This is a genomic window from Mesorhizobium sp. M7A.F.Ca.CA.004.06.1.1, from assembly GCF_003999135.1.
Classification (GTDB): Bacteria; Pseudomonadota; Alphaproteobacteria; order Rhizobiales; family Rhizobiaceae; genus Mesorhizobium.
Window position 1 is genome coordinate 19,461 of sequence record NZ_RZPQ01000001.1, and the last position, 26,388, is coordinate 45,848.

20 protein-coding genes are annotated in these 26,388 nt (G+C 59.6%); 15 read left to right on the forward strand and 5 right to left on the reverse strand.

Going from position 1 to position 26,388, the window contains the following annotated elements; genetic code table 11:
* Positions 1–4: 4 nt before the first annotated feature.
* Complete coding sequence (locus EN906_RS00105) at positions 5–1,381, reverse strand: HlyD family type I secretion periplasmic adaptor subunit (protein ID WP_127266444.1); 1,377 nt, start codon at positions 1,379–1,381, stop codon at positions 5–7.
* A complete protein-coding gene (locus EN906_RS00110; RefSeq protein WP_164748771.1) occupies positions 1,374–3,125 on the reverse strand; it encodes a type I secretion system permease/ATPase in 1,752 nt (583 codons plus the stop codon). Before EN906_RS00110 ends, EN906_RS00105 begins: the two co-directional genes overlap by 8 nt.
* A 562-nt stretch (positions 3,126–3,687) precedes the next feature.
* Between EN906_RS00110 and EN906_RS00115 the strand changes: the two genes are divergently transcribed.
* The 7 genes from EN906_RS00115 (at position 3,688) to EN906_RS00145 (ending at position 15,137) form a co-directional block, all read left to right on the forward strand.
* On the forward strand, positions 3,688–5,343 hold the full coding sequence (locus tag EN906_RS00115; protein ID WP_245484136.1) for a calcium-binding protein: 1,656 nt from the start codon (positions 3,688–3,690) through the stop codon (positions 5,341–5,343).
* A gap of 511 nt (positions 5,344–5,854) precedes the next feature.
* A complete protein-coding gene (locus EN906_RS00120) occupies positions 5,855–7,063 on the forward strand; it encodes a glycosyltransferase family 4 protein (RefSeq protein ID WP_127266447.1) in 1,209 nt (402 codons plus the stop codon).
* A gap of 32 nt (positions 7,064–7,095) precedes the next feature.
* Complete coding sequence (locus EN906_RS00125) at positions 7,096–8,319, forward strand: O-antigen ligase family protein (RefSeq protein WP_245465054.1); 1,224 nt, start codon at positions 7,096–7,098, stop codon at positions 8,317–8,319.
* The gene (asnB, locus tag EN906_RS00130; RefSeq protein ID WP_127269810.1) at positions 8,319–10,316 is read left to right on the forward strand and encodes an asparagine synthase (glutamine-hydrolyzing); all 1,998 of its coding nucleotides are present in this window, start codon (positions 8,319–8,321) and stop codon (positions 10,314–10,316) included. Before EN906_RS00125 ends, asnB begins: the two co-directional genes overlap by 1 nt.
* A 1-nt stretch (position 10,317) precedes the next feature.
* A complete protein-coding gene (locus tag EN906_RS00135; RefSeq protein ID WP_127375044.1) occupies positions 10,318–12,549 on the forward strand; it encodes an exopolysaccharide transport family protein in 2,232 nt (743 codons plus the stop codon).
* Between the two features lie 183 nt (positions 12,550–12,732).
* Entirely contained in the window at positions 12,733–14,100 is a 1,368-nt protein-coding gene (locus EN906_RS00140) for a lipopolysaccharide biosynthesis protein (protein WP_127267493.1), read from the forward strand.
* Positions 14,097–15,137: a glycosyltransferase family 2 protein gene (locus EN906_RS00145; protein WP_127267494.1), complete on the forward strand. Its 1,041-nt coding sequence runs from the start codon at positions 14,097–14,099 to the stop codon at positions 15,135–15,137. The genes EN906_RS00140 and EN906_RS00145 overlap by 4 nt, the downstream gene beginning before the upstream one ends.
* Positions 15,138–15,219: 82 nt before the next feature.
* Here the strand turns inward: EN906_RS00145 and EN906_RS00150 are convergent, their stop codons facing one another.
* Entirely contained in the window at positions 15,220–15,927 is a 708-nt protein-coding gene (locus EN906_RS00150; protein WP_127267495.1) for a helix-turn-helix transcriptional regulator, read from the reverse strand.
* A gap of 213 nt (positions 15,928–16,140) precedes the next feature.
* On the opposite strand from EN906_RS00150, the gene EN906_RS00155 reads away from it, so the two are divergent.
* Positions 16,141–17,883, forward strand: a complete 1,743-nt coding sequence (locus EN906_RS00155; protein WP_127267496.1) for a PAS domain-containing protein — start codon at positions 16,141–16,143, stop codon at positions 17,881–17,883.
* Here the strand turns inward: EN906_RS00155 and EN906_RS00160 are convergent.
* The gene (locus tag EN906_RS00160; RefSeq protein WP_127267497.1) at positions 17,876–18,550 is read right to left on the reverse strand and encodes a response regulator transcription factor; all 675 of its coding nucleotides are present in this window, start codon (positions 18,548–18,550) and stop codon (positions 17,876–17,878) included. The genes EN906_RS00155 and EN906_RS00160 overlap by 8 nt on opposite strands.
* A 511-nt stretch (positions 18,551–19,061) precedes the next feature.
* On the opposite strand from EN906_RS00160, the gene EN906_RS00165 reads away from it, so the two are divergent.
* The 7 genes from EN906_RS00165 (at position 19,062) to EN906_RS00195 (ending at position 26,029) form a co-directional block, all read left to right on the forward strand.
* Complete coding sequence (locus EN906_RS00165) at positions 19,062–19,784, forward strand: sugar phosphate nucleotidyltransferase (protein WP_127267498.1); 723 nt, start codon at positions 19,062–19,064, stop codon at positions 19,782–19,784.
* Between the two features lie 39 nt (positions 19,785–19,823).
* Positions 19,824–20,960 carry a DegT/DnrJ/EryC1/StrS aminotransferase family protein gene (locus tag EN906_RS00170; RefSeq protein ID WP_127267499.1) on the forward strand — a complete coding sequence of 379 codons (1,137 nt, stop codon included), beginning with the start codon at positions 19,824–19,826 and terminating at the stop codon, positions 20,958–20,960.
* Positions 20,957–21,631 carry a sugar transferase gene (locus tag EN906_RS00175; RefSeq protein ID WP_127267500.1) on the forward strand — a complete coding sequence of 225 codons (675 nt, stop codon included), beginning with the start codon at positions 20,957–20,959 and terminating at the stop codon, positions 21,629–21,631. Before EN906_RS00170 ends, EN906_RS00175 begins: the two co-directional genes overlap by 4 nt.
* An 85-nt stretch (positions 21,632–21,716) precedes the next feature.
* Positions 21,717–22,721 (forward strand): SDR family NAD(P)-dependent oxidoreductase, encoded by a 1,005-nt coding sequence (locus EN906_RS00180; protein ID WP_127267501.1) that lies wholly within the window; start codon positions 21,717–21,719, stop codon positions 22,719–22,721.
* Positions 22,718–23,977 carry a hypothetical protein gene (locus tag EN906_RS00185; protein ID WP_127269814.1) on the forward strand — a complete coding sequence of 420 codons (1,260 nt, stop codon included), beginning with the start codon at positions 22,718–22,720 and terminating at the stop codon, positions 23,975–23,977. The genes EN906_RS00180 and EN906_RS00185 overlap by 4 nt, the downstream gene beginning before the upstream one ends.
* A gap of 37 nt (positions 23,978–24,014) precedes the next feature.
* The gene (locus tag EN906_RS00190) at positions 24,015–25,226 is read left to right on the forward strand and encodes a polysaccharide biosynthesis/export family protein (protein WP_245484137.1); all 1,212 of its coding nucleotides are present in this window, start codon (positions 24,015–24,017) and stop codon (positions 25,224–25,226) included.
* A gap of 122 nt (positions 25,227–25,348) precedes the next feature.
* Complete coding sequence (locus EN906_RS00195; protein ID WP_236383138.1) at positions 25,349–26,029, forward strand: class I SAM-dependent methyltransferase; 681 nt, start codon at positions 25,349–25,351, stop codon at positions 26,027–26,029.
* A 57-nt stretch (positions 26,030–26,086) separates the two neighbouring features.
* Here the strand turns inward: EN906_RS00195 and EN906_RS00200 are convergent, their stop codons facing one another.
* Entirely contained in the window at positions 26,087–26,353 is a 267-nt protein-coding gene (locus EN906_RS00200) for an acyl carrier protein (RefSeq protein WP_027036262.1), read from the reverse strand.
* Positions 26,354–26,388: the final 35 nt, after the last annotated feature.

The window sequence follows — 26,388 nt, forward strand, 5'->3', positions numbered from 1 at the left end:
GCCATCACTGCGTAAACGCCTTGGACATCTGGTCCACAAAGGGTTTCAACAGATAGGACCAGACATTGCGTTCATCGGTGCGGATATGAACCTCGGCGGGCATACCTGGCCTCAGCACCTTCGCTTCGGTCAGGCAGTTCGATTTGCTTTCAACCTTGATACGCGCCGAGAAATAGGAAAGCTGACGTTGCGGATCTTTAATCAGATCTGCCGAGATGTGTTTCACTGACCCTTGGCAGACCGGAGTGGTTCCCACGTCGAACGCCGGAAAACGGATCGATACCGGCTGCCCCGGGCGGACGTCGTCGACCCGCGACGGCGGGATCAGCGCGTCCACCACAAGATCATCGGCATCAGGTACGATGGTCATGAGCATCTCGCCAGGCGCGATAACGCCGCCGACGGTATGGACAGCCGATTCCTGTATCGTTCCGGACTGCGGCGCGCGGATCGTTGTCTTGGTCAATTCATCCTGGGCCACAATCCTCCGTTCGTTGAGTTCGGTCTGCTTAGCTTCCGTCTCGCGGAGTTCGGTCGTCACGTCAGTGCGCCTTTGGTCATCCAGTTGCAGCATCTGCAACCCCGTTTCGCTGATGCGCGCCTGCGCTTCAGCTACTGCTGCAGCGAGGCGCCCCGATTCTCCCCTGGCCCGGGTGGCATCCAGCTTGATGTTGCTTAGCCTCTCCTTGGAGACGAGTTTTTTGGCGTAGAGGGAATCAACGTCCGCGAAATCCTTGTTCAGCAGAGCAACCGATTCATCCACCGCGCTCTGTTGCGCCTTAAGGCCGTCGATCTGACGTTCAAGTTGCTGGGATTGGCTTCTCAACTGTGCCTTCTGTCCAGCCAAAGCCGAAGCGCGCGTTTCAAAGAGAGCGCGCTCGCCATTGACGAGCGCAGCCAGCTCCGGCTGGTTCATTCGCGCCTTCAGGCCGGCCGGCAGCTGCATTTCCGCCAGGCCCGTGCGCTCGGCCTCCAACCGGGCGAGGCGGACGGTCGCGCGATCGAGATCCTCACTGATGATTTGCAGGTTCGCACGAGGCAGCGTGTCATCCAGTCTGACCAGCACGTCGCCGGCTCGTACATGATCTCCGTCCTGCGCGAAGATCCCGCCCACTGTGCCTCCGGTTTGATGCTGGACCTTCTTGACGTTGGTTTCCACCACCACGGTGGCTGGTGCAACCACAGCGCCGGCGATGTTGGTCAACCCCAGCCACAGACCACCGCCAAGAACCAGCAGACCGGTAATCGCCAAGCCGAATATCAGGTTGGCCCGTATACCGTCCGACAGATCTGGCGCGCTCACGGCAGGCGGTTTGCTGCCACGAAGGGTCCGAGCATACGACGAGAAGGTGACGAATGTTTCGAGCAGAGCCTCATGCATGCCCGGCAACCCCCGGTATCGGCGCCAAAGAAGATGGCCGAGGTGGAACAGGCGGTGACGGTCGGAGCACGTTCGCCAAGACCTCTTCGCGCGAGCCAAAGGCATGAACCGTCCCATTCGACATAACCAGTACCTGATCGATGTTGGCGAGAGCTGAGGGACGATGCGCAACGACAATGACGATGCCTCCGCGCTGACGCACTGCCCGTATGGCGCCGGCCAGGGCAGCGTCCCCGTCCACGTCGAGGTTCGAGTTCGGTTCGTCGAGCACGACAAGAAACGGCTCGCCATAAAGTGCTCGGGCGAGACCCACGAGTTGCCTCTGCCCTGCCGACAGGGCCGCTCCGCCCTCGCCGATGCGGGTCTGAAATCCCTGGGGGAGTTGCATTATCATTTTCTCGACGCCGGCTGCTCTTGCCGCCGCAAGGACGCCTTTTGGATCCGTCTTGCCTCGGAACCTCGAAATGTTGTCTGCTACCGTGCCGTCAAACAACTCCACATCCTGCGGCATGTAGCCGATATGGGCGCCGAGTTGTTCCGAGTTCCATTGATCGAGAGAGGCGCCGTCCAATCTCACCGAGCCATGGAGCGGCTTCCACACCCCGACCAACGAACGCACCAAAGTTGTCTTGCCGGAACCGCTTGGGCCGATTACGGCCATCCCAGCGCCTCTCGACAGATGGAAGCTCACATTGACCACGGTTGGCTTTGGCAAGCCGGGCGGCGCAATGGTCAATTGCTCGACCGCAAACCGCGCCTGCGGCCGAGGCAACTCCATTGGCTCGTCCTGGCGGCCGAATGCCGCCATGACCGCCGCCAGCTCGGAATAGCTGCGCCGGGCCGACAGAAAGCCTCTCCAGTTTGCGATCGCAGCATCGACCGGGGCCAAGGCGCGGCCAAGCAAAATGGAAGATGCGATGATCACCCCAGGTGAAGCCTCGCCGCCGATCACCAGGTAAGCGCCGAGACCGAGAACACAGGACTGCAACGCCATCCGCAGGGCCTTCGACAGCGAACTGGCGCCACCAACGACGTCCGAGAGACGTTCCTGCTGGGCGAGATAGGCTCGGCTGACGTCGCTCCAGCGTCGAGCCAGTCGACCAGAAAGCCCCATTGCGTGAACGACTTCGGCGTTGCGGCGGCCGGAATCGGCAAGCGCCCGCTGCGACAGCAGCTCCTCCGAGGCACGCGCGGCGGGGCCTCGGCTAAACACTTCCGCAATCGCTGTTAAGAGGACCACGGCGATCGCACCGACCGTCGCCAGCAGGCCGAGCGAAGGATGGAGCAAATAAATGATCAGCAGATAAAAGGGGATCCACGGGGCGTCGAAGATGACCGTGGGTCCCGTTCCGGAGAGAAAGCCGCGCAGTCGGTCAAGATCGTGCAAAGGCTGCAGACGGTCCGCATCACGCCCTGCCTTGAGCGGCAGGGACAGGGAGATGGAGAACACCTTTTGCTGCAAATTCCTATAGAGCCGGCTGCCGATGCGGACCAACACGCGAAGCCGCACGAAATCCAGAAGCCCGTATACGGCATACAGGCCCAGCATTCCGATCGTGAACCCCACCAGGGTCGGAACGCTCTGCGACGGCAGAACGCGATCGTAGATCTGCAACATATAGACCGAACCGGTCAGAGCGAGAATGTTTATCACTGCCGAGAACAGCGCCACGCCAAGCAGCCCAGGCATGCAGGCGAGAATAGCGGAACGGAGCTCGGGAGAACCGGCCCCCGATGTTTTCATGACCAGCGGTCGTTCGCGCGACACTGCCGCGCCGTTACTTCCGTAAGTTGTAATGGCTCAAACCTTTCTTAGTGCGCATAGCAGCCGCTATCCGTCGCCCCCCTTATTACGCTCTGCTTACATACGTCGACTTTGAGGAAAATGCAGCCGATTCGTGGCGTGAACCAGCGAAACGCGACGGCCGACGTCTCCCTGTCTGGGGATAACTTCCCGAAAAATGACGATTTTCGCTAAAGGAATTGGTCAGAACGGAGCCAGCAAAAGAGGCGTATGTCCTTGCTCCCAAACACTTTCAAAGGTGCCACGGTCGGCTGAGCAAAATACCTGCTACTGAGCAACAACTTAGATCAATCAAACATTCTATCCCGTTGTGTTTCGTATTTGATTTCATCCTAATGTAGCAATCACCTAAGCAGACGCGGGGCATAAGTCGAATCAACCAAAGGATCATTGGATGACACTCCATTATGCGTCCGGTGGATCAGCCACCGAAGTCGCAACCGCCGGGTTCAACCTGGTCGATGTTCAATATCTCTCGCAGGTCAATGCTTTGCCGGACGGCATGAAAGGCCTCGTCTATCTCAGCGCCCACGACGGCGTCACCTCCTCTTTCATCGAACAAGTTACGCCCTTTCTCAACAATCCCAAGGTGTTCGGGTTCTTCCTGATGGACGAGCCAGATCCCACCGGCAGATGGGGCACATATGCAAGTGCCGAAACCCTGAAGGCGGAGTCGGACTGGATCCATTCCCATTTTCCAGGCGCCAAGACGTTCATCACCATGATGAATATGGGCTCTCCAACAAACCCGGATTTTTCCAACACGTATAATCCGGCAAATACCGGCATCGACTACTATGGGTTGGACCCCTACCCGGTGCGCGATGACGTGAGCACGGTCGACTACAACATGATCGACAGGGCCGTGGCTGCGGCCGTCAAGTCCGGCATCCCGATCGACAAAATCATTCCAGTCTATCAGACTTTTGGCGGTGGCAACTGGACGACCGACACGGGCGGGAAGCATCAGATGCCGACGCCGGAACAGATGCAAACGATGATAGATCATTGGGCAGCACTGGTTCCGTCGCCTGCCTTCGATTATGCCTATGCCTGGGGCTCGCAGAACGGTGACACAGCTCTGGAAAATTCGCCGGAGTTGCAGGCTTTGTTCCAACAGCACAATCTCCAAAGCACCGGTGGCTCGGCCGCCCCCCCAGTAACCGATCCGATCGATACCACGACCCCGCCTCCAACCGACGTCGCCGCCCCTGCTCCGGCCACGCCTCCGACAGACGCCGCCGCTCCAGTTCCGGCCGCGCCGGCCCCGTCGGACAGCGATCATGTCTTCCATGGCACGCGCGGCGCAGACGTTTTTCACGCGACCACGGGCAATGACAAATATCTCGTCAACAATGCCCATGACAAGGTGATGGAAGCGCCAAGCGGGGGGTTCGACAAGGTCGCGGCCTCGGTGAGTTACGCTCTTACGGCGGGCTCACATATCGAGCAGCTCTCCACCGCCAGTTCGGGTGGCAGGGGGTCCATCAACTTGACCGGCAACGAATTCGATCAAGCTATCTATGGGAATGGCGGCGCCAACAAGATCAATGGTGGCGGTGGCGCCGACAAGATGACCGGCTATGGCGGCAATGACACCTATTACGTCGACAATGCTCACGACAAGGTGGTGGAGCAGAAGGGCAGCGGCATCGATAAAGTCCTCGCCTCTGTGAGTTTCGCCCTATCGGCTGGCTCGCACATCGAACAACTCGCGACCAGCAAGGCGTCCAGCAAGGCCGCGATCGACCTGACGGGCAATGAGTTCGCTCAAACCGTCAAAGGCAACGCCGGCGCCAACAAGATCGACGGCGGCGGTGGAGCCGATACTTTGACCGGCGGCCGCGGCAGTGATGTCTTCGTTTTCAGTACCGCTCTTGGCGACGGAACTGTCGACAGGATCACTGATTTCAACAAAGCCCAGGACAAAATCCACCTCGATCATTCCATCTTTGCCGGTCTCGATCAGGGGGGCCTCTCGTCGGACGCTTTCTTTGCCGGCAAAGCCGCGCATGACAGTTCCGATCACATTGTCTACAACAGTTCGACGGGAGCTCTTTCTTTCGACAGCGACGGCGTCGGAGGCGCAAACCAGATCCATTTCGCGAGCCTCTCTCCGCATCTGTCGATTACCGCATCGTCTTTCCTGGTCACCTGAACCAGCCCAGCGAAGAAATGCTCTAAGAAGTCGGCGAGGCCCCTGGCCTCGCCGACAGATGTTCCGGATGAGTGGACCAACAGCTGACGTGCCGGTTCCGTCCTGAAGACCGGCCACGCAGGCCGAGGGCCGACTTGACGGCCCAGCGCAACCACGCGTCAAAGATTTTTTGCCATCAGCGAACCGCGGAGCTCAGGCACCGCGCCGCCGCAATTGGACACTCGAAAACCTTGGACAACCAAGGTGATGCAGACCAGCCACCCGTACCGGCTCAGGCAAGCACCGCGCTCATCCCGCAAGACACGAGTCGCATGAACGCTCCGGCAATCGCGAGGGAATCTCGCCTCGCTGGTCGCTACCCTTCCAAACATCCCTTGTGTCATTCAAACGGACGAGGACAGGCACCTGGTGTCCCCCTAGCGTGCACTCGGGCGGCATGCGCTCAGAGGTGATGAAACCGGGCCATGGCAGCATCGAGAGCCAATCGGCCATGTGCGCTTGGGAGAGGCAGATGAACCCGCACCTGGTCTGCGTGGGAGGCGAGGATCACGCCTTGAGAGTTCCCTTCCTCATCGCGCTGCGAGAGAAAGGCTTTCGCGTTACGGCGGTCTCGAGCGGTTCTCCCGTACCGTTTCTTCGGCATGACATTTCGCATCACAGGTTCTCCTTCGACCGCTTTGCAAGCGGAGGCGGGGAATGGCGCACTCTCCGAACGATGCGCCGCTTGATGCAGGAGCTTCAGCCTGACATCATCCAGAGCTTCGACACCAAGCCAAATCTGTTGACGCCCCTTTCGGTACGGGGAACTGTTCCGGTCATTCGCACCATCAACGGACTGGGGTGGACGTTCTCATCGCTGGAGCCTCGAGCCCTGGCCTTGCGCCCGGTCTATTGCGCACTGCAATGGCTTGCGTCTTCCTGGACGGCAGCGACCGTATTCCAAAATCGCGACGACCAACTGTTCTTCGAGCGCTTTCGGCTGATCGGCCGCGGAAGTTCGCGACTGATACGCAGTTCCGGAATCGATGTCGATGCGTTCGCAACGGTGCGCCATCTCGGGTCCTCAGCAACGAAGATGCGAAAGGACCTCGGCCTTCAGTCCGCCGAAGTGGTGATCTTCGTCGGCCGTTTGACGCGCCAGAAAGGCGTGGCGACCCTTCTCAATGCGATCCCTCGCATCCTGTCCGCAAGGCCCGCGGCGCGGTTTGTGCTCGTCGGCCCACGAGAATCCGAGGGCTCATTCGCAATCGACAAATCGGAGCTCGATCGGCATGCACCTCATGTGCTGGCCTTGGGTCCACGACGCGATGTCGCCGATCTCCTTGGCATGGCCGATGTATTCGCCTTTCCCACTCAGTATCGTGAGGGGGTTCCGCGTGTATTGCTGGAGGCGGGGCTGGCGGGACTGCCCATCGTGGCCTCAAGGATGCCAGGCTGCAGCGACATCGTCGAAGACGGATGGAATGGCTACCTGGTTGCGCCGCATGATGCCGATGCCCTCGCCTCGCGAACGATAGACTTGCTGTCCGACCGCGCGGCGGCCAAGGCGATGGGCGCCCGTTCTGTTGAACTTGTCCGGAGGCAATTTGCCCTGCCACTGGTGGTCGACCAGTACTGCGATCTTTACGACAACACACTCCGCGCGGGGCACATGCGACCGCTCCCTGCCGTTGGGCTTGGAGGCGGCCTCGCAAATCACCGAGGCGGGGCACATCAATGATCCGGGACGCCTTGCTCGCCCTGGGAGTTGCGATGTCTTATGCGACGCAACTGGGTGTTCCGGGATTGCCGCTCGGCTATGGCGAATTGTTCATCGCGATCTGGATCGTTCTGGCGATTGGACGAATACTCGCCGGCGGTCGTCTCCAGGTCACGCCCGCTTTTGTCCAGCTTGCGAGCTTCTGGCTGATCTTGTCGCTGGCTTTGGGAATCGGCACGATCGTCGGCTACCTGACCACCGTCCTTTACCTGACCGGGCTGGTACATGACGTTATGGCCTATGTGTTGCTGGCAAGCTTCACATGCTTGGCGGCCGCGGAGCCCGACGCCGATCGTCACCTTCGCCGCAGTGCGTGGTGGGTGATCGCCATCGCCAACGGGAGCTTCGTAATTCAGCTGGGACTGGCATTTGGGGTAGCCCACCAGTCCGGCGTCGATCCCTGGTTCTGGGACAGGTTCCGTGGCTGGTCCGAGAACCCGAACCAACTTGCGCTCTATTGCGCGCTTTTTGGCCCACTGGCTTTGCATCTTGCTACGACCACCCGCAACCCATGGGCTCGTTTGCTTGCATTCTCATGCCTGCTCCTGACCTTCTATGTCGGCCGGCTGACGAAGAGCGACACCTATCTCTACACCAGCATCCTGAGCTGCCTCATCTTTATCGGATTGCGGCTTCGTGCATGGATAGCAACGAGTGGCCGCGCCAGCATGCCCCGCATGGCGGCAATTCTGCTGTTGGCGGGTTCCTTGCCTCTAGCGCTTGCAATGACGCCGTACGCGCTCACCGAAGAGACCAGCGTCGCCAATTTTGCCAAGAACCTCACCAAAGACGAAGGCGGGGAAGGGACCATCGAAACGTTCGAACTCCGGCTCTATTTGTGGCAGGAGGCCGTGGAAAAAGGATTGAAATCCGGGTCGCTGGGACTGGGTCCTGGTCCTCACCTCGAGCGGCCGCCCGTCGCCGACCGTCAATTTCTGCAGCGACCTTTCGAAGCGCACAATACCGTTCTCGACCTTTACCTGCAGGGCGGATTGCTCGCCGTCATCGCGTTGGTCTGGATCGGGGGAGCCGCCATGTCCTTCGCCTGGCGAGGAGGATTCGACGCCCTGCTGGTGCTTGGTGTCTCGACGATAATCTTCAGCATGCCTCACCTGATCATCCGCCATCCAATCGTGTGGTTTTCGCTGGCTTTCTGCCTCGTTGCCGGAAATCCGACCGCACTTCGGCGGCAGCTTGCTGAACCGAGGGTGTCCTAATGTGTGGGATCGCGGGAATTCTATTGGCTTCCGACGCCGCGGACATAAAGCCGCTCGGAGCGATCGGGCGGATGACTGCATCGCTGCGTCACCGGGGGCCGGACGGCCAAGGGCTCTGGATCGACCGCGAAGCTGGAATCGCACTGGGCCACAGGCGGTTGGCAATTGTCGATCTGTCAGCCGCCGGGCACCAGCCGATGCATTCCGCCAGCGGTCGGTACGTGATCACCTTCAACGGTGAGATATACAATTTTCGCGATTTGCGTTGCGAACTCGAGAGTGCGGGCCAAACCTTTCAAGGCGCCAGCGACACCGAAGTGATGCTGTGCGCAATCGAGCATTGGGGGCTTGAGGCCGCCCTCAATCGCTTTGCCGGGATGTTCGTCTTCGCATTGTGGGATCTCAAGACAAGAACCCTGCATCTGGCCCGCGACAGAATGGGCAAAAAGCCCCTCTATGTCGCATCGATCCGAGATGCGCTGGTTTTCGCCTCTGAGCTGAAGGCGATCAATTGCTTTCCGGGCTTTTCTCCCGACCTTGATCTTGATGCCGCCGCGGCAATGCTTTCGACGGGATGGGTGCCGGACCATCGCTGTATCTGGCGAAGCGTGTTCAAACTGCCGCCTGGTTCTGTCCTTTCCGTCACGGCGGCGACTTTTGCCGAAGACCGCAGCGCGGACCGTCTTTCCCGATGCGTTCACCGCTGGTGGTCGCTGGCTGACGTCGCTGCCGATGGGCGACGGAACCCCGTCATCGGCACGGACGAAGACCTCATTGACGAACTGGACAACCGGCTTCGGCTGGCTGTGCGGGAACGCATGATCGCCGACGTGCCTCTGGGCGGCTTCCTGTCGGGGGGCATCGACAGCTCAGCCGTGATCGCCTTGATGCAGGCCCAATCCTGCAAGCCGGTTCGCAGCTTCACGATCTCGTTCGCAGAGGGCGGCTTTGATGAAGCTCCATATGCAGCGGCCGTTGCCCGTCATCTGGGTACCGACCACTCCGAACTTCACCTCTCGCCAAGCGCCGCACGTGACGTCATTCCCGAGTTGCCCCAGGTCTGGGATGAACCCTTCGCCGATGAATCACAAATACCGACCTTACTCGTTGCCAGGCTCGCTCGTCAGCACGTCACCGTAGCGCTGTCGGGCGACGGTGGTGACGAGTGCTTCGCAGGATACGGGCGCCACTTTATGGCGGAGCGGCTGAAACGGCACCTGCGCCTGCCCCGACAACTGCGCCGAACCTTGGCGGCAGGAGCAGGTTTTTTCGCACGCGCCGGACGTGACGATGTCGTTGGCAAACTGCCGCTCTCTGCGAGCGCGAGGCATTTTATCCGGAGCGACCGAATGGAACGCCTCGCCCGGCTGCTCACGGCATCGAATGAAGACGAATTGTTTCAGCGGCTGGCGCGGCCACAGGCTGAAAACCTGGGATATCAGCGGCCGACCGAACCAACCTACGGCTACGGCGATCCGCCGCTTGACGACCTGCTCTCCCGTCTTCTCTACGATGACATGGCGGGCTACTTGCCTGGCGACATCTTGGTGAAGCTGGACCGTGCCACCATGGCCAACAGCCTTGAGGGTCGGTGTCCTCTCCTTGACCACCGCGTTGTCGAATTCTCCTGGCGGCTGCCATCCAACATGAAAGTTCGTGATGGCGCCGGCAAATGGATCCTTCGCCAATTGCTACGCCGCTATCTCCCGCAGCACCTGATCGAGCGTCCGAAACAAGGCTTCGATGTCCCTATTGCTGGATGGCTGCGGGGTCCGCTGCGCAACTGGGCCACCGATCTTCTCGCCGACATGCGAACCGAAAGCAGTGACGTATTGGACACCGCGAAGATCGACGCCTGCTGGCGCGATCACATTGATGGCCAGAACCGCTCCCGCGAATTGTGGTCCGCGTTGATGTTCCAGGCCTGGCGGAGCAAGGCCAATCGGCAAGCACAGCAAACCGGCCCAACTCATGAACTCGACCTGGCAGGAGTGTAAGATGGTAGGTTCCGCAATCAGCCCGATCCAGCTGCCACGGGTCAATCAACTGCCAGCACCGGTTCTCGAAGGCAGAGTGCACGTGCGGTCATTGCGTGAATATGTCGAGCCGCCCACCGCGTCGCGCCAACTCTTCGTGATTTTGGCAAGGAGAAAATGGTCTATTATTGCTTTCGCTGTGTTGGGCGGCTTGTTGGCGGGGTTGCTGGGAAGCCTTCGACCAGTTCTCTATGAGTCAACAACCCAGCTTATCGTCGACGCCCCCTCGCGCGGTTCACTGCCCGTCGGCGCCCCGTCTTCGCAGGACCTCGTTGATTCAAGCATAGATGACCACATCACGATGCTATCGTCGCAAGATCACCTGCGCCGGGTCATGGCGGCACTACGCAAGACAGGTGCGGCGGAAACCGGACAGGACAATTCCGCTAGCAGGAATTCCCGGCTTGAACCGTCTGCCACCCCTCCCCCAAGGACACGCTCACTTGCCGGCGGTCTACTGGACCGGCTGTGGCCAGGGGCGGACCAGGCAGCCAACAGTCCACAAGCCGAGGATGCCTCCGAGTTGAGAGCTTTGCGGCGAGGCATGCGGGTCGGGCAGGAGCTGCGATCGAGAGTGATCTCCGTCGCTTTCGCCGATGACAGCCCCGCGCGGGCGGCGCTCGTGGCCAACACATTCGCTCAGGTTTATGTCGACACCCTAACGAAGAAAAGGCAGGCATCCGACCAGCAAGAGCTCGATGCAATCACCGCCAGTCTGCCCGGGCTGCAAAATGATCTGCAGGCAGCGGCTAACCGCCTTGAGAAATATCGGCTGAGTCACGGAGCCATCGACCAAGGCTCGGCGGACAATGCAGCCAGGGAACGGGCCGACCTCAGCCAGCAATTGTCGATGTCAAAGGCGGATCTCGCCGCCGTGGAATCTCGGCTACGGTACGTCCAGCAGCTTCGAGAGCAAGGGGCCACTCTCATCGCCCTGGCCGAAGCTATTGGCGCGCCTGAGCTTGCCGACCTTGCGGCTCGACAGGCTCTCGCGCCGGCAGACCAGGAACTCAGAGCCACGACGCAAAGCAAGATCGAACAAGGCGTCGACAAGATTGCTGCCGATGCAAACATTTTCCGTGCACAGATCGCCGCTCTCGAAAGCCGAAAGAACATCCTGGATGCGGTCATGGCCGACACCGCCAGCCGGCTTTCCGGCTTGCGGGCTCTCGAGCCGCAGGTCAGCCTGCTGACCCAGCGATATAACGAACTCCTTGGTCGACAACAGGATTTGACGCGGCGTATCGGAGTTCCCTCGGCTGGAATTTCGATCCTGTCTGCGGCTTGGCCGCCGACTATCCCGCAGACATTGCCAGCCATCTTCCTGGTTCCCCCCGGGATGATCCTATTCGCTATCCTTGGGGCGATGTACGTCACGATGCGCAATCATTTTGACCGGACTTTCCGTGGCGAGGCCGAAGCGGAAGCGGTGCTCAAGGTTCCATGTATGGGGCAGATCCCCGAAGCATGCGGAATGCATGCCAAACAACTGCGAAACCTCGTGCTGGGGGAGCGCAGGTCCGCATATAGCCGCGCCGTGACGTCGTTGCTGATCGCGGCGGCACCAAATGCGCTAAGGGCTCGTTCGTCGTACACGGCGCTTGTCACCTCCAGTATGCCGCAGGATGGCGGGACCGAGCTCGCGTGGAGCCTGGCGCTCGCCGGCACGCGACTGGGCGGTCGAGTCCTGTTGGTCGATCTTGAACGCAAGGGCGTTCAGCTCACGCTCGAGTTCCTGCACCAGTTCAGCGAGCGCAAGAACCGCCATTCCTTCGCTGACTATGTTTGCAATCGCTGCGACCTGGAAGGTGCCGTTGCCAGGCTGCATGAAATCGGGATCGACGTAATGACCGCCGCTCCGTCGGACGACCTGCTGGCGCTGCTATCGTGCGAGGATGGAGGCAAAGTGATGGCGGATCTGCACGCGACCTATCGCATCGTGATCATAAACCTGCCGTCGGCGCTGGGGCGGCCGGAAGCCAAATTTCTGCCCGGATGGGCGGACGTGGTTCTTTTCGCCATCCGGTGGAGGAAAACGCCACGCACCCTCGCTCGCGGGGTGCTGGAACTCCTTCAGGGCAACGGTTCTCTTGCGATACCTGTCGGCAGTGTCCTCACGCGCGTGAATCTGAAGAAACATGCCGGATATCGGCTCGAGGACAGCGCTGACCTCTTGCGCGAGCAAATAGCATGACGGCCACAGGCTCGTCCTTGGGCTACGAACGATCCGGGGGTGGTTCATCCAGGGAGCGGCCAGGACGATTCACGGTGCAGCCTGTCAGCAGAGCGCGTCATTCAGGTGAATGATGGCAAGGTCCGGTGTGCATCGTAGGCTCCGGCAATCCCCGATATTTGCCTCCCTCGGAAGCGCGAACCGATGGCACCAAGCGACCTTCTGAGACCCAAGACGGTTCCTGCGGCCGGCACAGCCATCATCGTTGTTCGGCCGAGCCCGATCGGCTCGATCATTCGTGCGGCAAGCGGAGTGTCGGCAATGGCGATTGTCGGCCAGCTCACCCTTCTTGCTGCAATCCCGGTTTTGGCGCGGCTCTATTCGCCGGCCGATTTCGGCGTCTTTACGATTTACCTGTCGATCGTGAATATACTCGCCGGGGTCGCGGCATTGCGCTTCGAGGCTTCGCTCTATGGGGTCAAGGGGAGCGCGCAGGCCTATGTGACGGTCAAGCTTATTCTCTTGGCTGTGTTCGTGACGACCGTCCTGGCCTTTTCGGCCGGACAGATGCTGTCGAACCTTGCTCCCGATCGCCTCGGCTCGCTCGCCTGGCTCATTCCGATTGGAATGGGAGGCGCAGGTCTGGTCGAAGCCATGAACTGCTGGAGTCTGCGTGCCGGGCTTTTGCGCGATTTTGCTCTCGGGCGCCTGATCCTGCCGGCGAGCATGGCTGCACTGCAATTGGCTTTCGGCATCGCCAACCTCGGCGGCGAAGCCATGATCCATGCGCATATTCTGAGCCAGTTCGTCTTCATCGGGCTGATCGGCTGTCGGGTGATGAGTTGGGAGGATTTGCGTGGCATCGCCTGGGCACCCTGGCGTGCGGTATTGGAAAAGGCTCGGCGGGAATACAAATTTCCTCTGTTCGATATTCCCGCAACGCTCGCGAGCATAGCAATCAACAATCTTCCAGCAGTGCTTGTCGGCGGGCTGTTCGGCACCGCATTTGCCGGATATTTGGGCGTGGCCGCGCGGCTGGTCACCGGTCCGGTGACGCTGATCGCCACACCGCTCAGCAATGTTTTTGTCGCCGAAGCAAACCGGAACAGCAATCGTGGACACCTGCTTGGTGTGGCGCGCGGGCTTCTCCTGCTGGCCGCCGCCTTTACCGCGGTGCCGATCTTGCTGCTCGGCCTCGCCGCGCCTTATGTGGTCGTTCCGCTTCTGGGCGAGCCTTGGATGCCCACTGCGGAAATCATGACCGCACTGGCGCTGATGGGCGCGGCACAGGCGTTGTCGACTCCGCTCAGCGACGTTCCCGCTCTGTTACGGCGGCAAGGAACAAGACTGGTCATCGACCTCGCACGGGCGGTTCTCGTGTTTGGCCCACTGCTCGCCGGCGCCCAGGCGGGCTGGCAGCCAGTCACCGTCATCTATTTCATGGCCGCCGGCGGCGCGTCGGGTTTCGCTCTGAAAATGGCAGCATCACTGTACCTGTTGACCCACGACCCTCAACCAGCAGGCGCTGCAACGTGCGTCCAACATGAATGTCTCGAGGAAAAAACACCATGAATTCGTCGTCGATTGACAACCTTCAAGCGGCAGTTGCGGTCACCCAGCATGACCGGGCCGATGTCTCATGGTCACGCCCTTTTATCTCGGTCGGGATACCAACCTTTCGTCGACCGGATACGATCCGCAGGGCGATCGACAGCGTCTTGGGCCAGGATTACTCCGATTGGGAGTTGGTCGTGAGCGACGACGAGGGACCGGAGGGCGAGACCTGGGCTATCGTGACCGACTACGCACGGAGCGAACCTCGCATCCGCATTATCGAAAACAGTCGAGGTCGCGGTCAGGTGGAGAACACCAACAACGCTATGCTGGCTTGCTCCGGACGATGGATCAAGTTGCTTCATGACGATGACTGGCTTGCGCCAGGTGCACTCAGGACATTCGCCGAAGTTGCCAAACAGTATCCCTCAGTCGCCTTCATGACGTCAGCCGCAAACATAATCGAGGACAAGCGAGTGCGATTTCGCCAAGTCCCCAAGGAGCAGGAACCGATCTCGCTTTATTCCAGCCAGCAGTGCCTGATGGACCTCTATCTGGTGCGTGCGACACGCTGCCTGGGGATTATTCCATCCACATTGTTGATCAACAGCGACGTCATTCGTGCCGGCTGCTTGATGCGCACGCACAAAGAGATTCCGGCCGGAGTGGATCAACTGTTCTTCGTCGATCTAGCCAGCCATGGGGACATGGTGGCGATAAGCGATCCGCTTACCTTTTACGATGCGACGAACCATCCAAGCATTACAACGTCAAAGAGTTTCCGCGAGGTCGACGAAGTGACCCTCGCCGTCAAACAGCTTAACTGGAATCTCATCAAGGACCGCAACCATCTCCCGCCTCCCGAGACATTGCTGCGGGCATTGCGGGTTGCTCGTATTCCCATGAGGTTCCACCAGCAGTCCTGGTTGACCACGTTCCTGGACGGGATTCAGATCTTCCGGCCTTCCGTCATGAAGGTGGCGGGCTGGCACGTGCTTAACCACGTGTTTGCAATCCGCCCAAGATTGGGCCGGGTGCGCACACGACGGCGGTAGGGTGAGTCTGGCGGACAAGCACGCCGGCAACAGATTGCGCGCGCACAAGCCTGTTGCGCGCGCGCATGGTACGGCCGTTACCTCACGGCAGGACGCATATGCGCCCAAGAAGAGCTACCAGTTCCGCCTGGCGCCGAGTTTCGGTCTTGGCGAACAGCGACGCCAGTTGTGACCTTATCGTGGTCCGGCTCAAGCGCCGCTTGCGGGCTATCTCCAAAGGGGCATCGCCCTGCGCCAAGCGCAGCGCGAGTTGCGTTTCGGCACTCGTCAGACCAAACATTCTTTGCAGCGTCTGGGGATTTGGCCCGGACCTGTTTTCACGATCCAGCAGCGCCACGATACTCGTCGCGTCAGGCGTTGCTATGCCCTTCTCGTTCAAAACCAAGGGCCTGTCGCCCATGCCGCGGATCACCACCCATGAAAGCGTGCCGGGAAGAAAATTCCCCGGCACGTTTGCGATCAGCCGCCTCAGAGCAACCGACACCTTGCCGGCCGTATCAGCTGCCTCGCCCTCGCGCTCCAAGGTGTTTTGAGCGGCTGAATTCCACTCCATGACCTTCCTGTCGCTGTTCAGGATCAGATAGCCACACCCGATGCGATCAAGCATTCCCACAACAGATGCAAGGCTGCTCTGCTTTGGCTCGACGGCCACGCCGTCGAACCTTTGTGGTGCTTGGTGCCAGGCGGAACCATGGCCACCCTGCGTTCTCAAGGCCGAGACGGGCTTTCCCCCGAAACCTCCATATTGGCGACCAAGAACTCCATCATCTTGCCTACCAACCAGTGCCATTTTCTTACCTCCCGCAAAACGGCAACGCCTCCCTGTCAAAAGGAGGTGCCTTCAACATGTCAGTCAGGTCGCTTGGAGAATTGCGGTCCGATCCGCCCCCGACATCGGACAAAATGCGCGCTACAATCCCAGGGAACAATCCTGCGGTCGGACTAGTCTGTACGCTTTTCGGTCTAATCTCGACGGACTAGTCAGAAGGTTATAGTTTGGCACATGCGTTTGCTTTCGCTCAATTTGCATCCGAACAGCTCAAGCAAGTTGCTGACCCACCTTGCCTCGATGTCGCTCCTGATCGCGACACTTGCGGTCGAGACGGCGCTGCCCGCCTCCATGGCATACGACATCGGCTTTTTTGAATTTGTTCCCACCATTATTGCCATCTCATATCTCGAAGATCGCCTGATTGCCCTTGCGGCAACGTTTGTGATGGTGGCCGTCGGCTTGTTGGCGCGGGATATCCTGAGCAACCCAATTAACGTCGAGGTTTGGATTAGGGCCATTCTGCTGCTGGTTGCAGGGGCGATGATCGCCCTGACTTTCCACCGGCAGAGGCAGGACTACCGCACCCTTTTGCAGGTTGCAGAGGCTAGACTCGTGGCCTTGGAGGCAACCGAAAACAGTTATCGCTGGGCATTCGAACGTGCCGCTATCGGCTTTGCCAACATGAGCGAGAACGGAGAGTTGCAACGGTCCAACAAACGTCTCTGTGAGATGACAGGGTATGTCGAGGAAGAGCTTTCGAGTCTACCGCTCAGGGCACTCGTCCACCCTGACGACAACCACACTTTGGCGGAAGCGTTGACTCGCCTCAAGGACACGACTTCTTTCGGCTCGGAGATCCGTCTCCTGAAAAAGGACGGCACGGTTTTGTGGACAAGATTGGCGCTGTCTTTGGCCGTGCCAGCCGATGCTCTCCCTCAAAGCATCTTTGTAATGATGGACGATATATCCGGAGAGCGAACCGCCCGCGAGGCACTCCGGGCTCAGAAGGAATGGTTGGACTTGGCGCTGTCGTCCAGCCGGTTGGGAACGTGGCGTATAGATTTCGAGAGCGGATCCGTGAATGGCTCAGCCGCGTTCTGGGAAATGATGGGACTGGCACCCGCGCCGAGTCGTCCATTGCAGGAATTGACCGCTGTCGTTCACCCGGCCGACTTGCCTAATCTGACGGCCCCGGGAGAGCTTGCATCAGGCGCCGACTATGATGCGGAGATCCGCATCAGGCGAGCTGGCGGGCATATCCGCTGGATCGCTCTTCGGGGCCGGGACGAATTGCGCGACGGTCGTGCACAGCGAATAGGAGTCGCCGCGGATCTCACCGATCGACGCATAACCATTCTGCTGCGGGCTGCGGCGAAGAAGCGAGAGCGGGCCATGCTTGAACAGCGCCATAGGCTCAACAATCTGTTTCCGGTGATCACGGCGCTTGTGAATATGGTCGGTGCCCCCGACAACGATATCGCCCGTTACAAGCAGATACTGATCGAAAAAATCGGCGCACTCCAGGCGACGCATCTGCTTCTTTCACGCGATGGCAGCCTGTCGGCTTCCCTCCGTGACCTCATTGCTCAGGAATTGCAGCCCTATATGGGGACGCACAACATTTCGATCAGTGGACCCGAAGTAAAAATGGCAGAGGGTTCGGCTGAGAGCTTCGCAATGATCGTTCACGAACTTACGACCAATTCCGTGAAGCATGGGGCTCTCGGCACTCCGGCAGGCCGGATCGAGGTCGCGTGGCAATTCGCAGCCCAGGAGCCCGGCGCCGACATCGTGTTTGAATGGTCGGAATCGGGAGAGCGCCGGGTCTCCACCTCGGCTCGGCGTGGTTTTGGGTCGTTGATTATTGGAGCCGACGGTGAGCCTATCGTGGGCCACTCTTCCAAGCTCGAGATGCTGGATCACGGACTAAAATATTCGGTCCGGCTGCCGCCAAAAGCAATCGGCGCTAGTTGATGTCTCTGGCGGCCCATGTCTTCAGCAAGACCGCGGCTTCCGTCCGATTTCGTGCTCCAAGCTCGCGCAGGACGGCGGCAGCATGAATCTTCGTCGTCGCTTCCGCAATTTCAAGAGAGCGGGCAATCTCTTTGTTCGAGTAACCTTCGGCCATCAACCTGAGGACTTCCTTCTGTCTGGACGTAAGCCTCCCCAGATTGTTGACGCTGATGGTCCTGTGGGGCATTTGCATGGGAGCCTCGGACGGAAGGCGTACCGACTCCTTGGACCTTTGTGAAAGAAGTGCCGGAACGTAAATGCGGCCGGCCAGGATTTCGTTCACCGCCAGGACCACCTCCTCGTCCGTTTGGGATTTTACGATATAGCCATGAAGCCCAATCGAAAGGGCAGTCAGAATCTCGGCGCGTGAATCCGTCCCTGAGACAATAGCAAACCGTGTGTCGGGATGAGCCGGTAAGACGTCGCGAAGATCATCCTGACCCGACAGTCCCGGCATGTGCAGGTCGATGATGGCGAGATCAACGGGCGCCTGATCTTCAAGCAGGCTTATGACGGTATCAAAACATGCCGCTTCGAATATTTCCAAGTCCGGAATGCCGGCCATCAATGCCAGTCGCAGCCCACGACGATACAAGCCGTGATCGTCGGCGATGATAATACGATACATGAACCACCCACCTTTTGGCAGCCCCGCATGTGTCCCTAGCTGCCGAAACCTCCCTTTGGATGGACTGCACGGTGACCCAACACAGATCAGCCGCCCGCTGATCCCCCGTATGTCGACGCTCGCCGTCGCCCATCCGCACATTTCAACCTTCTAATATAGCTTACAATCGCACACATTTCAGGGCCAGATAGTTAAGTGTTTTTTTCGTACGAACGGTGGCGATGCCTCTGCGGGAAGGTCGTTACCGACGCCGAAAATCTGCACAGGTAATTGCCATTCAAACGGCTACAGCTCCCAGCCCTGATTGATCACCCTGCCGCGCCCATGCCCTACCGGCTGGAATATTGAAATCAAAACGCCGGGAACGTGCCATTCAAATGCACGACGACGCCTTCTCGGGCGCCACTTACCATCGCTGCACTCCGGAGAGGTGAAACCAACACTGGCGTACCTTCCGGCCGGGTGGGCTGGACCCATCACACCGCGACAGTCGTATCAATAGGAGGACGAGATGAAAGCGGTCATTCAGTGCGGTGGAATGGGAACACGCCTTCGGCCTTTCACATCCATCTTGCCCAAGCCTCTCATGCCGATCGGTGCTCGGCCGGTTCTTGAATTGCTTTTGAAGTGGCTGCGACGGAACGGCATCCAGGAGGTCTACGTAACGACCGGCTATCTGGGGCACTTGATCCGCACCGTATGCGGAGACGGATCACAGTGGAATCTTAGGATACGCTACACCCAGGAGTTGGAACCTCTGGGCACTATTGGCCCGCTCTCCCTGATCAGGGAGGAACTGGACGAGCCGTTCATTGTTCTCAATGGGGACGTACTTACCGATCTCAGTCTCAGCCGGTTTGTGGCATCACACCGGACTCACACTGATCCAGTCACCATAGCCACAGCTTCCCGCATCATCAAGATGGACTTCGGCGTCATCGACGAGGTCGGCAATACTGTCCAGGTATTTCGCGAAAAACCGACGCTGTCTCATCTGGTAAGTATGGGTATATATTGCATGAATCCAGATGTTTTCCGTTTTATACCTGACGGCATCGCCTTCGGATTCGACGACCTCATGCTGCAGATGATGCAAAACGGCACGAATGTGCACGTCTACAAACATGACGGGCTTTGGCTGGATATCGGACGCGTAGAAGATTTTCAAAACGCACAAACCATCGCCTGGGAAGAGCAGTCCGCATCGATCGAGGTCTCGGCAGCGGCCGCTTGAGGGCTGAACGCCCTGCCGCGCCAATATGAGGAGGTCGTAATGCTCTTGGTCAGCGCTCCTATTCTTGGCTTTCCGGAAAAGGCAGCCCTGGCCAAAGTTGTCGACAGTGGGTGGCTGACGATGGGGGACCAGGTGCGAGCCTTTGAAGAGGCCTTCGCAGCCGTGCATGATGCGGTCGATTGCGTCGCCGTCAGCTCTTGCACCGCCGCCCTGCATCTCATTCTCCATGGACTTGGGATCGGCCCCGGAGACGAAGTGCTGGTTCCCTCGCTGACCTTCGTGGCGACCGCCAATGCAGTGCTCTACGTAGGAGCAACACCGGTATTCGTCGACATAGAGTCGGCCGAAGTGCCACTGATGTCCCTAAGTGACGCGGAGGCCAAATGCACCGGACGTACCAAGGCTGTCATTCTCGTCCACTTTGCCGGCTATCTTGCCGACCGGGAAGAATGGCAGAGATTTGCCCGTGTGCGAGGACTGCATATCGTCGAGGATGCCGCGCATGCTCCCGGCCTTAAGGAGGTGGGGACTTACGGTGCGGCCGCGGCCTTCAGCTTCTACGGCAACAAGAACATGACCACCGCGGAAGGTGGGGCCGTTATTGCCCGGGATGGACAGCTCCGTGAAACGATCCGCCAGGCTCGCGGACATGGAATGACCAGTGGCACACATCAGCGGTTGAACAGCCGCACGCCGCAATACGACGTGACGATGCTCGGTTTCAATTATCGCATGGACGAGTTGCGCGCCGCTATTGGCTTGGTCCAACTTCAGAATCTGCAGGAATGGAATGAAATCCGGCGCATATTGGTCGTCCTCTATCGGCGTCTGATCGCAGATTACTGCTCGGCTGTGACAGTCCCGTTCGGCAAACCGCGGACCTCGGCCTACCACATCATGCCTGTCCTCCTGCCACATGACGTCGACCGGCAAGCGGTGATCGACCATCTGCGAACGAAGGGAATACAGACCACAATCCACTATACGCCCGTGCACCAGATGACGCTTTATCGCCAAATGTTCACTGAAATCCATCTGCCGAAGACCGAGGACTTCGCGCAGCGGGAGCTGACGATTCCACTACACCCGCAAATTACGGCAAGTGCGATCGAGTCGGTGGTTGTCGCATTAGCCACGGCGATTGAAAGCAGCGGGCGTGCGGGAGCTGCGGCATGAACGCACTCGACGTGACCATGCATCGGCCCGCTGTAGCTGGCACCAGCCACGGAATTGCCAGACGCGCGATGGACATCATCCTCGCTGCAGCAGCGGGAATGGTACTCGCTCCACTGATGCTCCTGATTGCCGTTGCACTTTTTGTCGAAGGTGGTTGGCCGGTGTTTTTCGTACAGACGCGCCTGGGTGCCGGCGCAAAACCGTTTCGCATGTACAAGTTCCGCAAATTCAAGACGACAGCCGATCCTTTCGGCCTTGCGCTGACCATGAACGATGACAGCCGCATGACGCGGGTAGGCCGCTTTCTCGCGGCAACGAAACTTGATGAGCTGCCCCAACTGTGGAACGTTTTCACGGGGGACATGGCAATTGTCGGGCCGCGGCCGGAAAGCCTTGCCTTCGCCGATTGTTTCCGCGGCGGCAATGAAGCTGTCCTACAGTGGAAGCCTGGCCTGCTCGGCCCGACCCAGGTTCTCTTCCGTCACGAAGCCTGTTTTTACCCGCCCTCCCTTGATCCGCTCCTGTTTTATCGAGAGGTCCTGTTCCCGGCCAAGGCAACGATCGACCTCGCCTACTATCCGCGGCGCACGATTGCATCGGACCTCGTCTGGATAATGCGGGGCTTCAGGGCGGTTTTCGGTGTGTCCCTGCCTCCCGCGGCAAGTGGGTAGAGTTGGCAAGCGAGGAGTTTGGCATGAATGGATTGTTGTTCGTTCGCCAGTTTGACGGCTCACACGATCGAAGGAGTGCACGGTCGTGAGCTATCGCGGCAGGAAGGTCCTGGTCACCGGTGCGGATGGATTTATCGGATCCCACCTCACGGAAGCGCTGGTGCACGAAGGTGCCGATGTCACGGCACTGGCCCTCTACAACTCGTTCGACAGCCATGGCTGGCTGGATGATTTGCCCGACCACGTTCGAAGCCAGTTGCAATGCATTCGTGGCGACGTTCGTGACAGCGCGTTCATCAACCGGATCGTGCGCGGCCAGGCGGTGGTGTTTCATCTGGCTGCGCTGATTGCGATTCCCTATTCCTACGCTGCTGCCCAATCCTATGTGGAGACCAATGTGCTGGGCACCGTGAATGTCCTCGAAGCGGCACGCCACTGGGAAACCGAGCGCATTGTGCATACGTCCACGAGCGAGGTTTATGGCACCGCTCTGACCATGCCGATTCACGAATCCCACCCGTTGCAGGGACAGTCCCCCTACTCCGCATCCAAGATTGGCGCGGACATGATGGCGGCGTCTTATGCCAGGTCCTTCGATGTGCCGGTGGTCATCCTGCGACCGTTCAATACATACGGGCCGCGCCAGAGCGAGCGGGCCATCGTGCCGACCATCATAAGGCAGGCTCTGGACGAGAACTGTCCGGCGATCATGGTCGGCGACACCAGCCCTATCCGCGACCTTACCTTTGTGGAAGACACTGCGGCGGCATTTGTGGCGGCAGGGGCGGCCGAGCTTGAATTTGGCCATGCCTACAATGCCGGCAGCCAGCGCGCCGTCAGTGTCTCGGACGTTTTGGAGTTGGTGCTCGAGTTGAGTGGCACCAGGAAACCGGTACGTCGCGACGAAAGCCGGATGCGGCCGCAGAACTCCGAGGTTCGCGCGTTGCTCGCCGATTCCTCGAACCTTGAAAGTAAAGTCGGATGGCGGGCGCATACAAGCCTGCGTGACGGTCTGGAAAGAACCATCGAGTGGTGGCGTTCGCGCCTCAGCGACGGCCGCGTCCGTCGCGAAATGAGCTATATGACATGACCTTTCCGCGGCTCATACCGGCTGTGCTGCTGATGGCCGCTCTGCTGGCGCTACACACAGCCGGAAACCGGCCGAGCGGTGCGGCAGGCACGGAGCCGGCAATGGATCTGCCCGCTTACCTGAAACCTGCAACCGATCCGGCGACAGGGATCAGCTTCACTCGGATCACCCAGCCCGGAGCTCTTGGCGGCGGAATTGTCTGCGGCAAAATATATTGCAGTCATCGGTACTCGAGCGCGCAAGCGTGGAATGCCGATCAGAGCCTCCTCGTCCTCATGAACGGCTGCAACGGCATGTGCTTCCTCGACGGGAAAAACTACGTTCCTTTGTTCCATCGCAACAAGCCGGGTGAGTGCGAATGGCACCCTCGAAACGCGGACCTGATGATTTGTGTCGATGATCAGAATATCTCGACCTGGGCACCCCGCAGCAATCGTGAGGACATAGTTTTTGCCGCTGCGAAATATCGGGATCTCAAATTCGGCCCGTCCAAGGGAAATCCAAGTCGTGACGGCAGCCGCATTGCCGTACGCGCGACCCGCGATGATGGTGCTGCCGTCGCCTTCGCATATGATCTCGACCGGCGTCTGAAATACCCGGACATCAATCTCGCCCAGGTTGCCGGAACGACCAGTTCCTGCACCATTTCTCCGCTTGGAGAAAACATCCTGTGTTTCCAAAACCTGGCCGACGGCACCGAGCAGCGAGCCATTTTCGCAATCGACGGCACCTTGCGCCAGACGTGGAAGGACCATCATCGGCCCGGCCATGGCGATATGACTCTCGACGCGGACGGCAGCGAAATTTACGTCGGAATCAGCAAATCCAGCCCGGACAAATATCAGGTGATCAAACGTCGGCTGTCCGATGGAAAGGTCACGTCGCTCATGAAGTTCGGCGAGGCCGAGCATGCATCGCTGCGCGCTTTGGACCGGCCCGAATGGGCATTCATGAGTTACGGGGGCAATCCCGAGGAGGTTCGAAGCCAGCCGGACTGGGCTCCATACTCGCGCGAGGTGATCGCGCTGCGTGTCGACGGCAGTCGAGAGGTCCGACGGATCGTGCAGACGCGGAACGCTCCGTTCGATTATTGGAGCGAGACACACGCCTCCCCGTCCCCTGATGGGTCGCAAGTGATCTGGTCTAGCAATTGGGGGGTACCGGGCGGACCGGTCTACGAATTCGTCGCCCATCTCGATTGGCCGCCGCAGCCGGATCTGAATCAAAAGGAGATTGCCACCAATGGCCTTCGTTAGCCGAATTTCCTTTGCAGCACTTGTCGGATGCCTGGCCTTGAGCAGCGCAACCGCGGCCGAAGCGCCGGCCGCCTACAAGCTCTCCCCCGGCGACACGGTGGAGATAGGAATTGCCTCAATAGCGGAACGAACGCAACGCGCGGTTGTCCAGATGGATGGCTCGATCGCGCTGCCCGAGTTCGGGATGATCCCGGTTGGCGGGTTGACGCCGGCCGAATTGCAGACGCGCATGGAAGCGGTGCTGCCAACCAAGATCGTCCACCAGCGTCTGCCTGATGGACGGGAGCAAATGATCGTCATCAAGCCGAGCGACGTCACGGCCGTGATCGCGGAGTACCGGCCGATCTACGTGACTGGCGATGTGCTGACGCCAGGGCAGCAGGCTTACCGGCCACTCATGACAGTCCGGCAGGCGATTGCGGTCGCCGGCGGTTTCAGCCTTCTGCGGTCGCGGGCAAGCCAAAGCGGACCTGATCCCGTTGATCTGCGACGCGACTACGAGTCGATCTGGGGGGATTACATCAGGGACTACTTTCATGGCGCCCGCATCCGCGCCGAACTTCAGAACCAGGCAGAATTTGACATGCAGCCGCCGCAGGGCTCGCCCCTGTCGAATGTATTGATATCGGCGGTCGCGCAGGCGGAAGCGGAGGGTCTCAGAATTTCGCTGAACAATTTTCAACAGGAGCAAAGCTATCTCGACAAGACCGCCAAGGATGCCGAGGCTGAGGCCGAGGTTCTGCTCAAGCGCGAGCAGACGGAAGCGGCAGCGGTGAAACAGGATGAGGACGATCTGGCGCGGGTCACCAAATCGTTCGAATCGGGCAACCTGACCAACAGCAGGCTCGCCGATGTCAGACGTGCGGTGCTGATGTCGTCGAGCCGGGCGCTCGAGACCTCGGTCGAACTCATGAGAACGCGGCGCCAGCAGGAAGACTTCGTCAGGCAGCAGGAACGCAATGAAAATCAACGAAGGATCGCCCTTCTGAACGAGTTGAGGGACACCGACCTTCGCCTCGCCGAGACCACTGCAAGGCTCCACGCAGCCAGCCAGAAGCTTCAGCCATCAGGGGCGTCCGCTCTTCCGCTGCCGGTCGCCGGCGAAACCTTCCAGGCGCGGATCACAATAACCGGTGGAGCCGGCGACGCGTCGAGAAGTCGACCGGTCGACCAGGACACTGAGGTCGCGCCTGGAGACACCATCGAGGTGAGGTTCAGCAGCGACCTGCAGAGCGCGGCGATCCAGTAGTTGCGCGACGTGAACCGACCCGGGAACGACGGTGGCTAATGCCTCGCCTCACGGCATGAAGACGGGGCGTCGAGAAATCAAAATGGAAAAATCCAGAAAGCGGGTTTGTCGTGATTGGTGAAATGGATGTCGCCAGCGCCTACAGCACGGGCCGTACCGACTTCATGGGGCTGAATTTGGTTGTGGCGCCCGGCGTGCTCGTCCCTCGCCCGGAGACGGAATTGCTCGGCAGCACCGCCCTCAATGTGCTTCGTGAACTTAATCGGCCGGTCCCGCGTGTCGTGGACATGTGCTGCGGGGCGGGCAATCTCGCCTGCGCCATTGGATACAAGGTCCCCACCGCGCGCGTCTGGGCGAGCGATCTCACTGACAGCTGTGTCGAAACCACCTGCCGGAATGTCGCCCATCTTGGCCTGGCCGGGCGCATTTCGGTGCTGCAGGGCGACCTGTTCAATTCCTTCTCGGGTCTGGAGCTCGAAGGCACGATCGATCTGGTCGTTTGCAACCCGCCTTACATCTCCGAGAAGCGGCTCGAAAACGACCGCGCGCACCTGATGGAACTTGAACCACGTGAGGCGTTCGCTGCCGGGCCTTACGGCCTGAGCATTCACATGCGGGTGATCAAGGAGGCGCGGCGCTATCTGCGGCAAGGTGGCATGCTGCTTTTCGAGGTCGGGCTTGGCCAGGACCGGCAGGTCATGAGTTTGGTTGAGCGTTCCAAAGCCTACGAGAGCATTCGCGCGGTTGCAAACAAAGCCGGTGAAGCCAGGGTGGTTTGTGCACGGGCCAAAGCGCCAGCGTGAGCCGCGCCATTGGTTTGCGCGCTCGGTTGGGAGGACGCCCTTAAAGCGGCCCAGCGATCAGTTTTCCTTGCTGAGCACGTAACGTGCAATTCCCTGGATGGAATCGAAATTCTCAGGCAGAAGTTCACTGTCCTCGACAGTGATGCCGAATGTCTCCTCGACGAAGCCGATAACTTCAAGCACTCCAGTCGAGTCTATGATGCCCTGGTCGAGCAACGACGTTTCAACCTCCAGGGCACGCGGGTCGGCCACGTAGAAATTTGACGCCAGAAAGGCGCGTATCTGATCGCTGTAGGTGTCAATTCTGTTGTTCGTGCTCAGCATTGAATTGGCCTCCGATCCAAATGATTTCCAGGTGT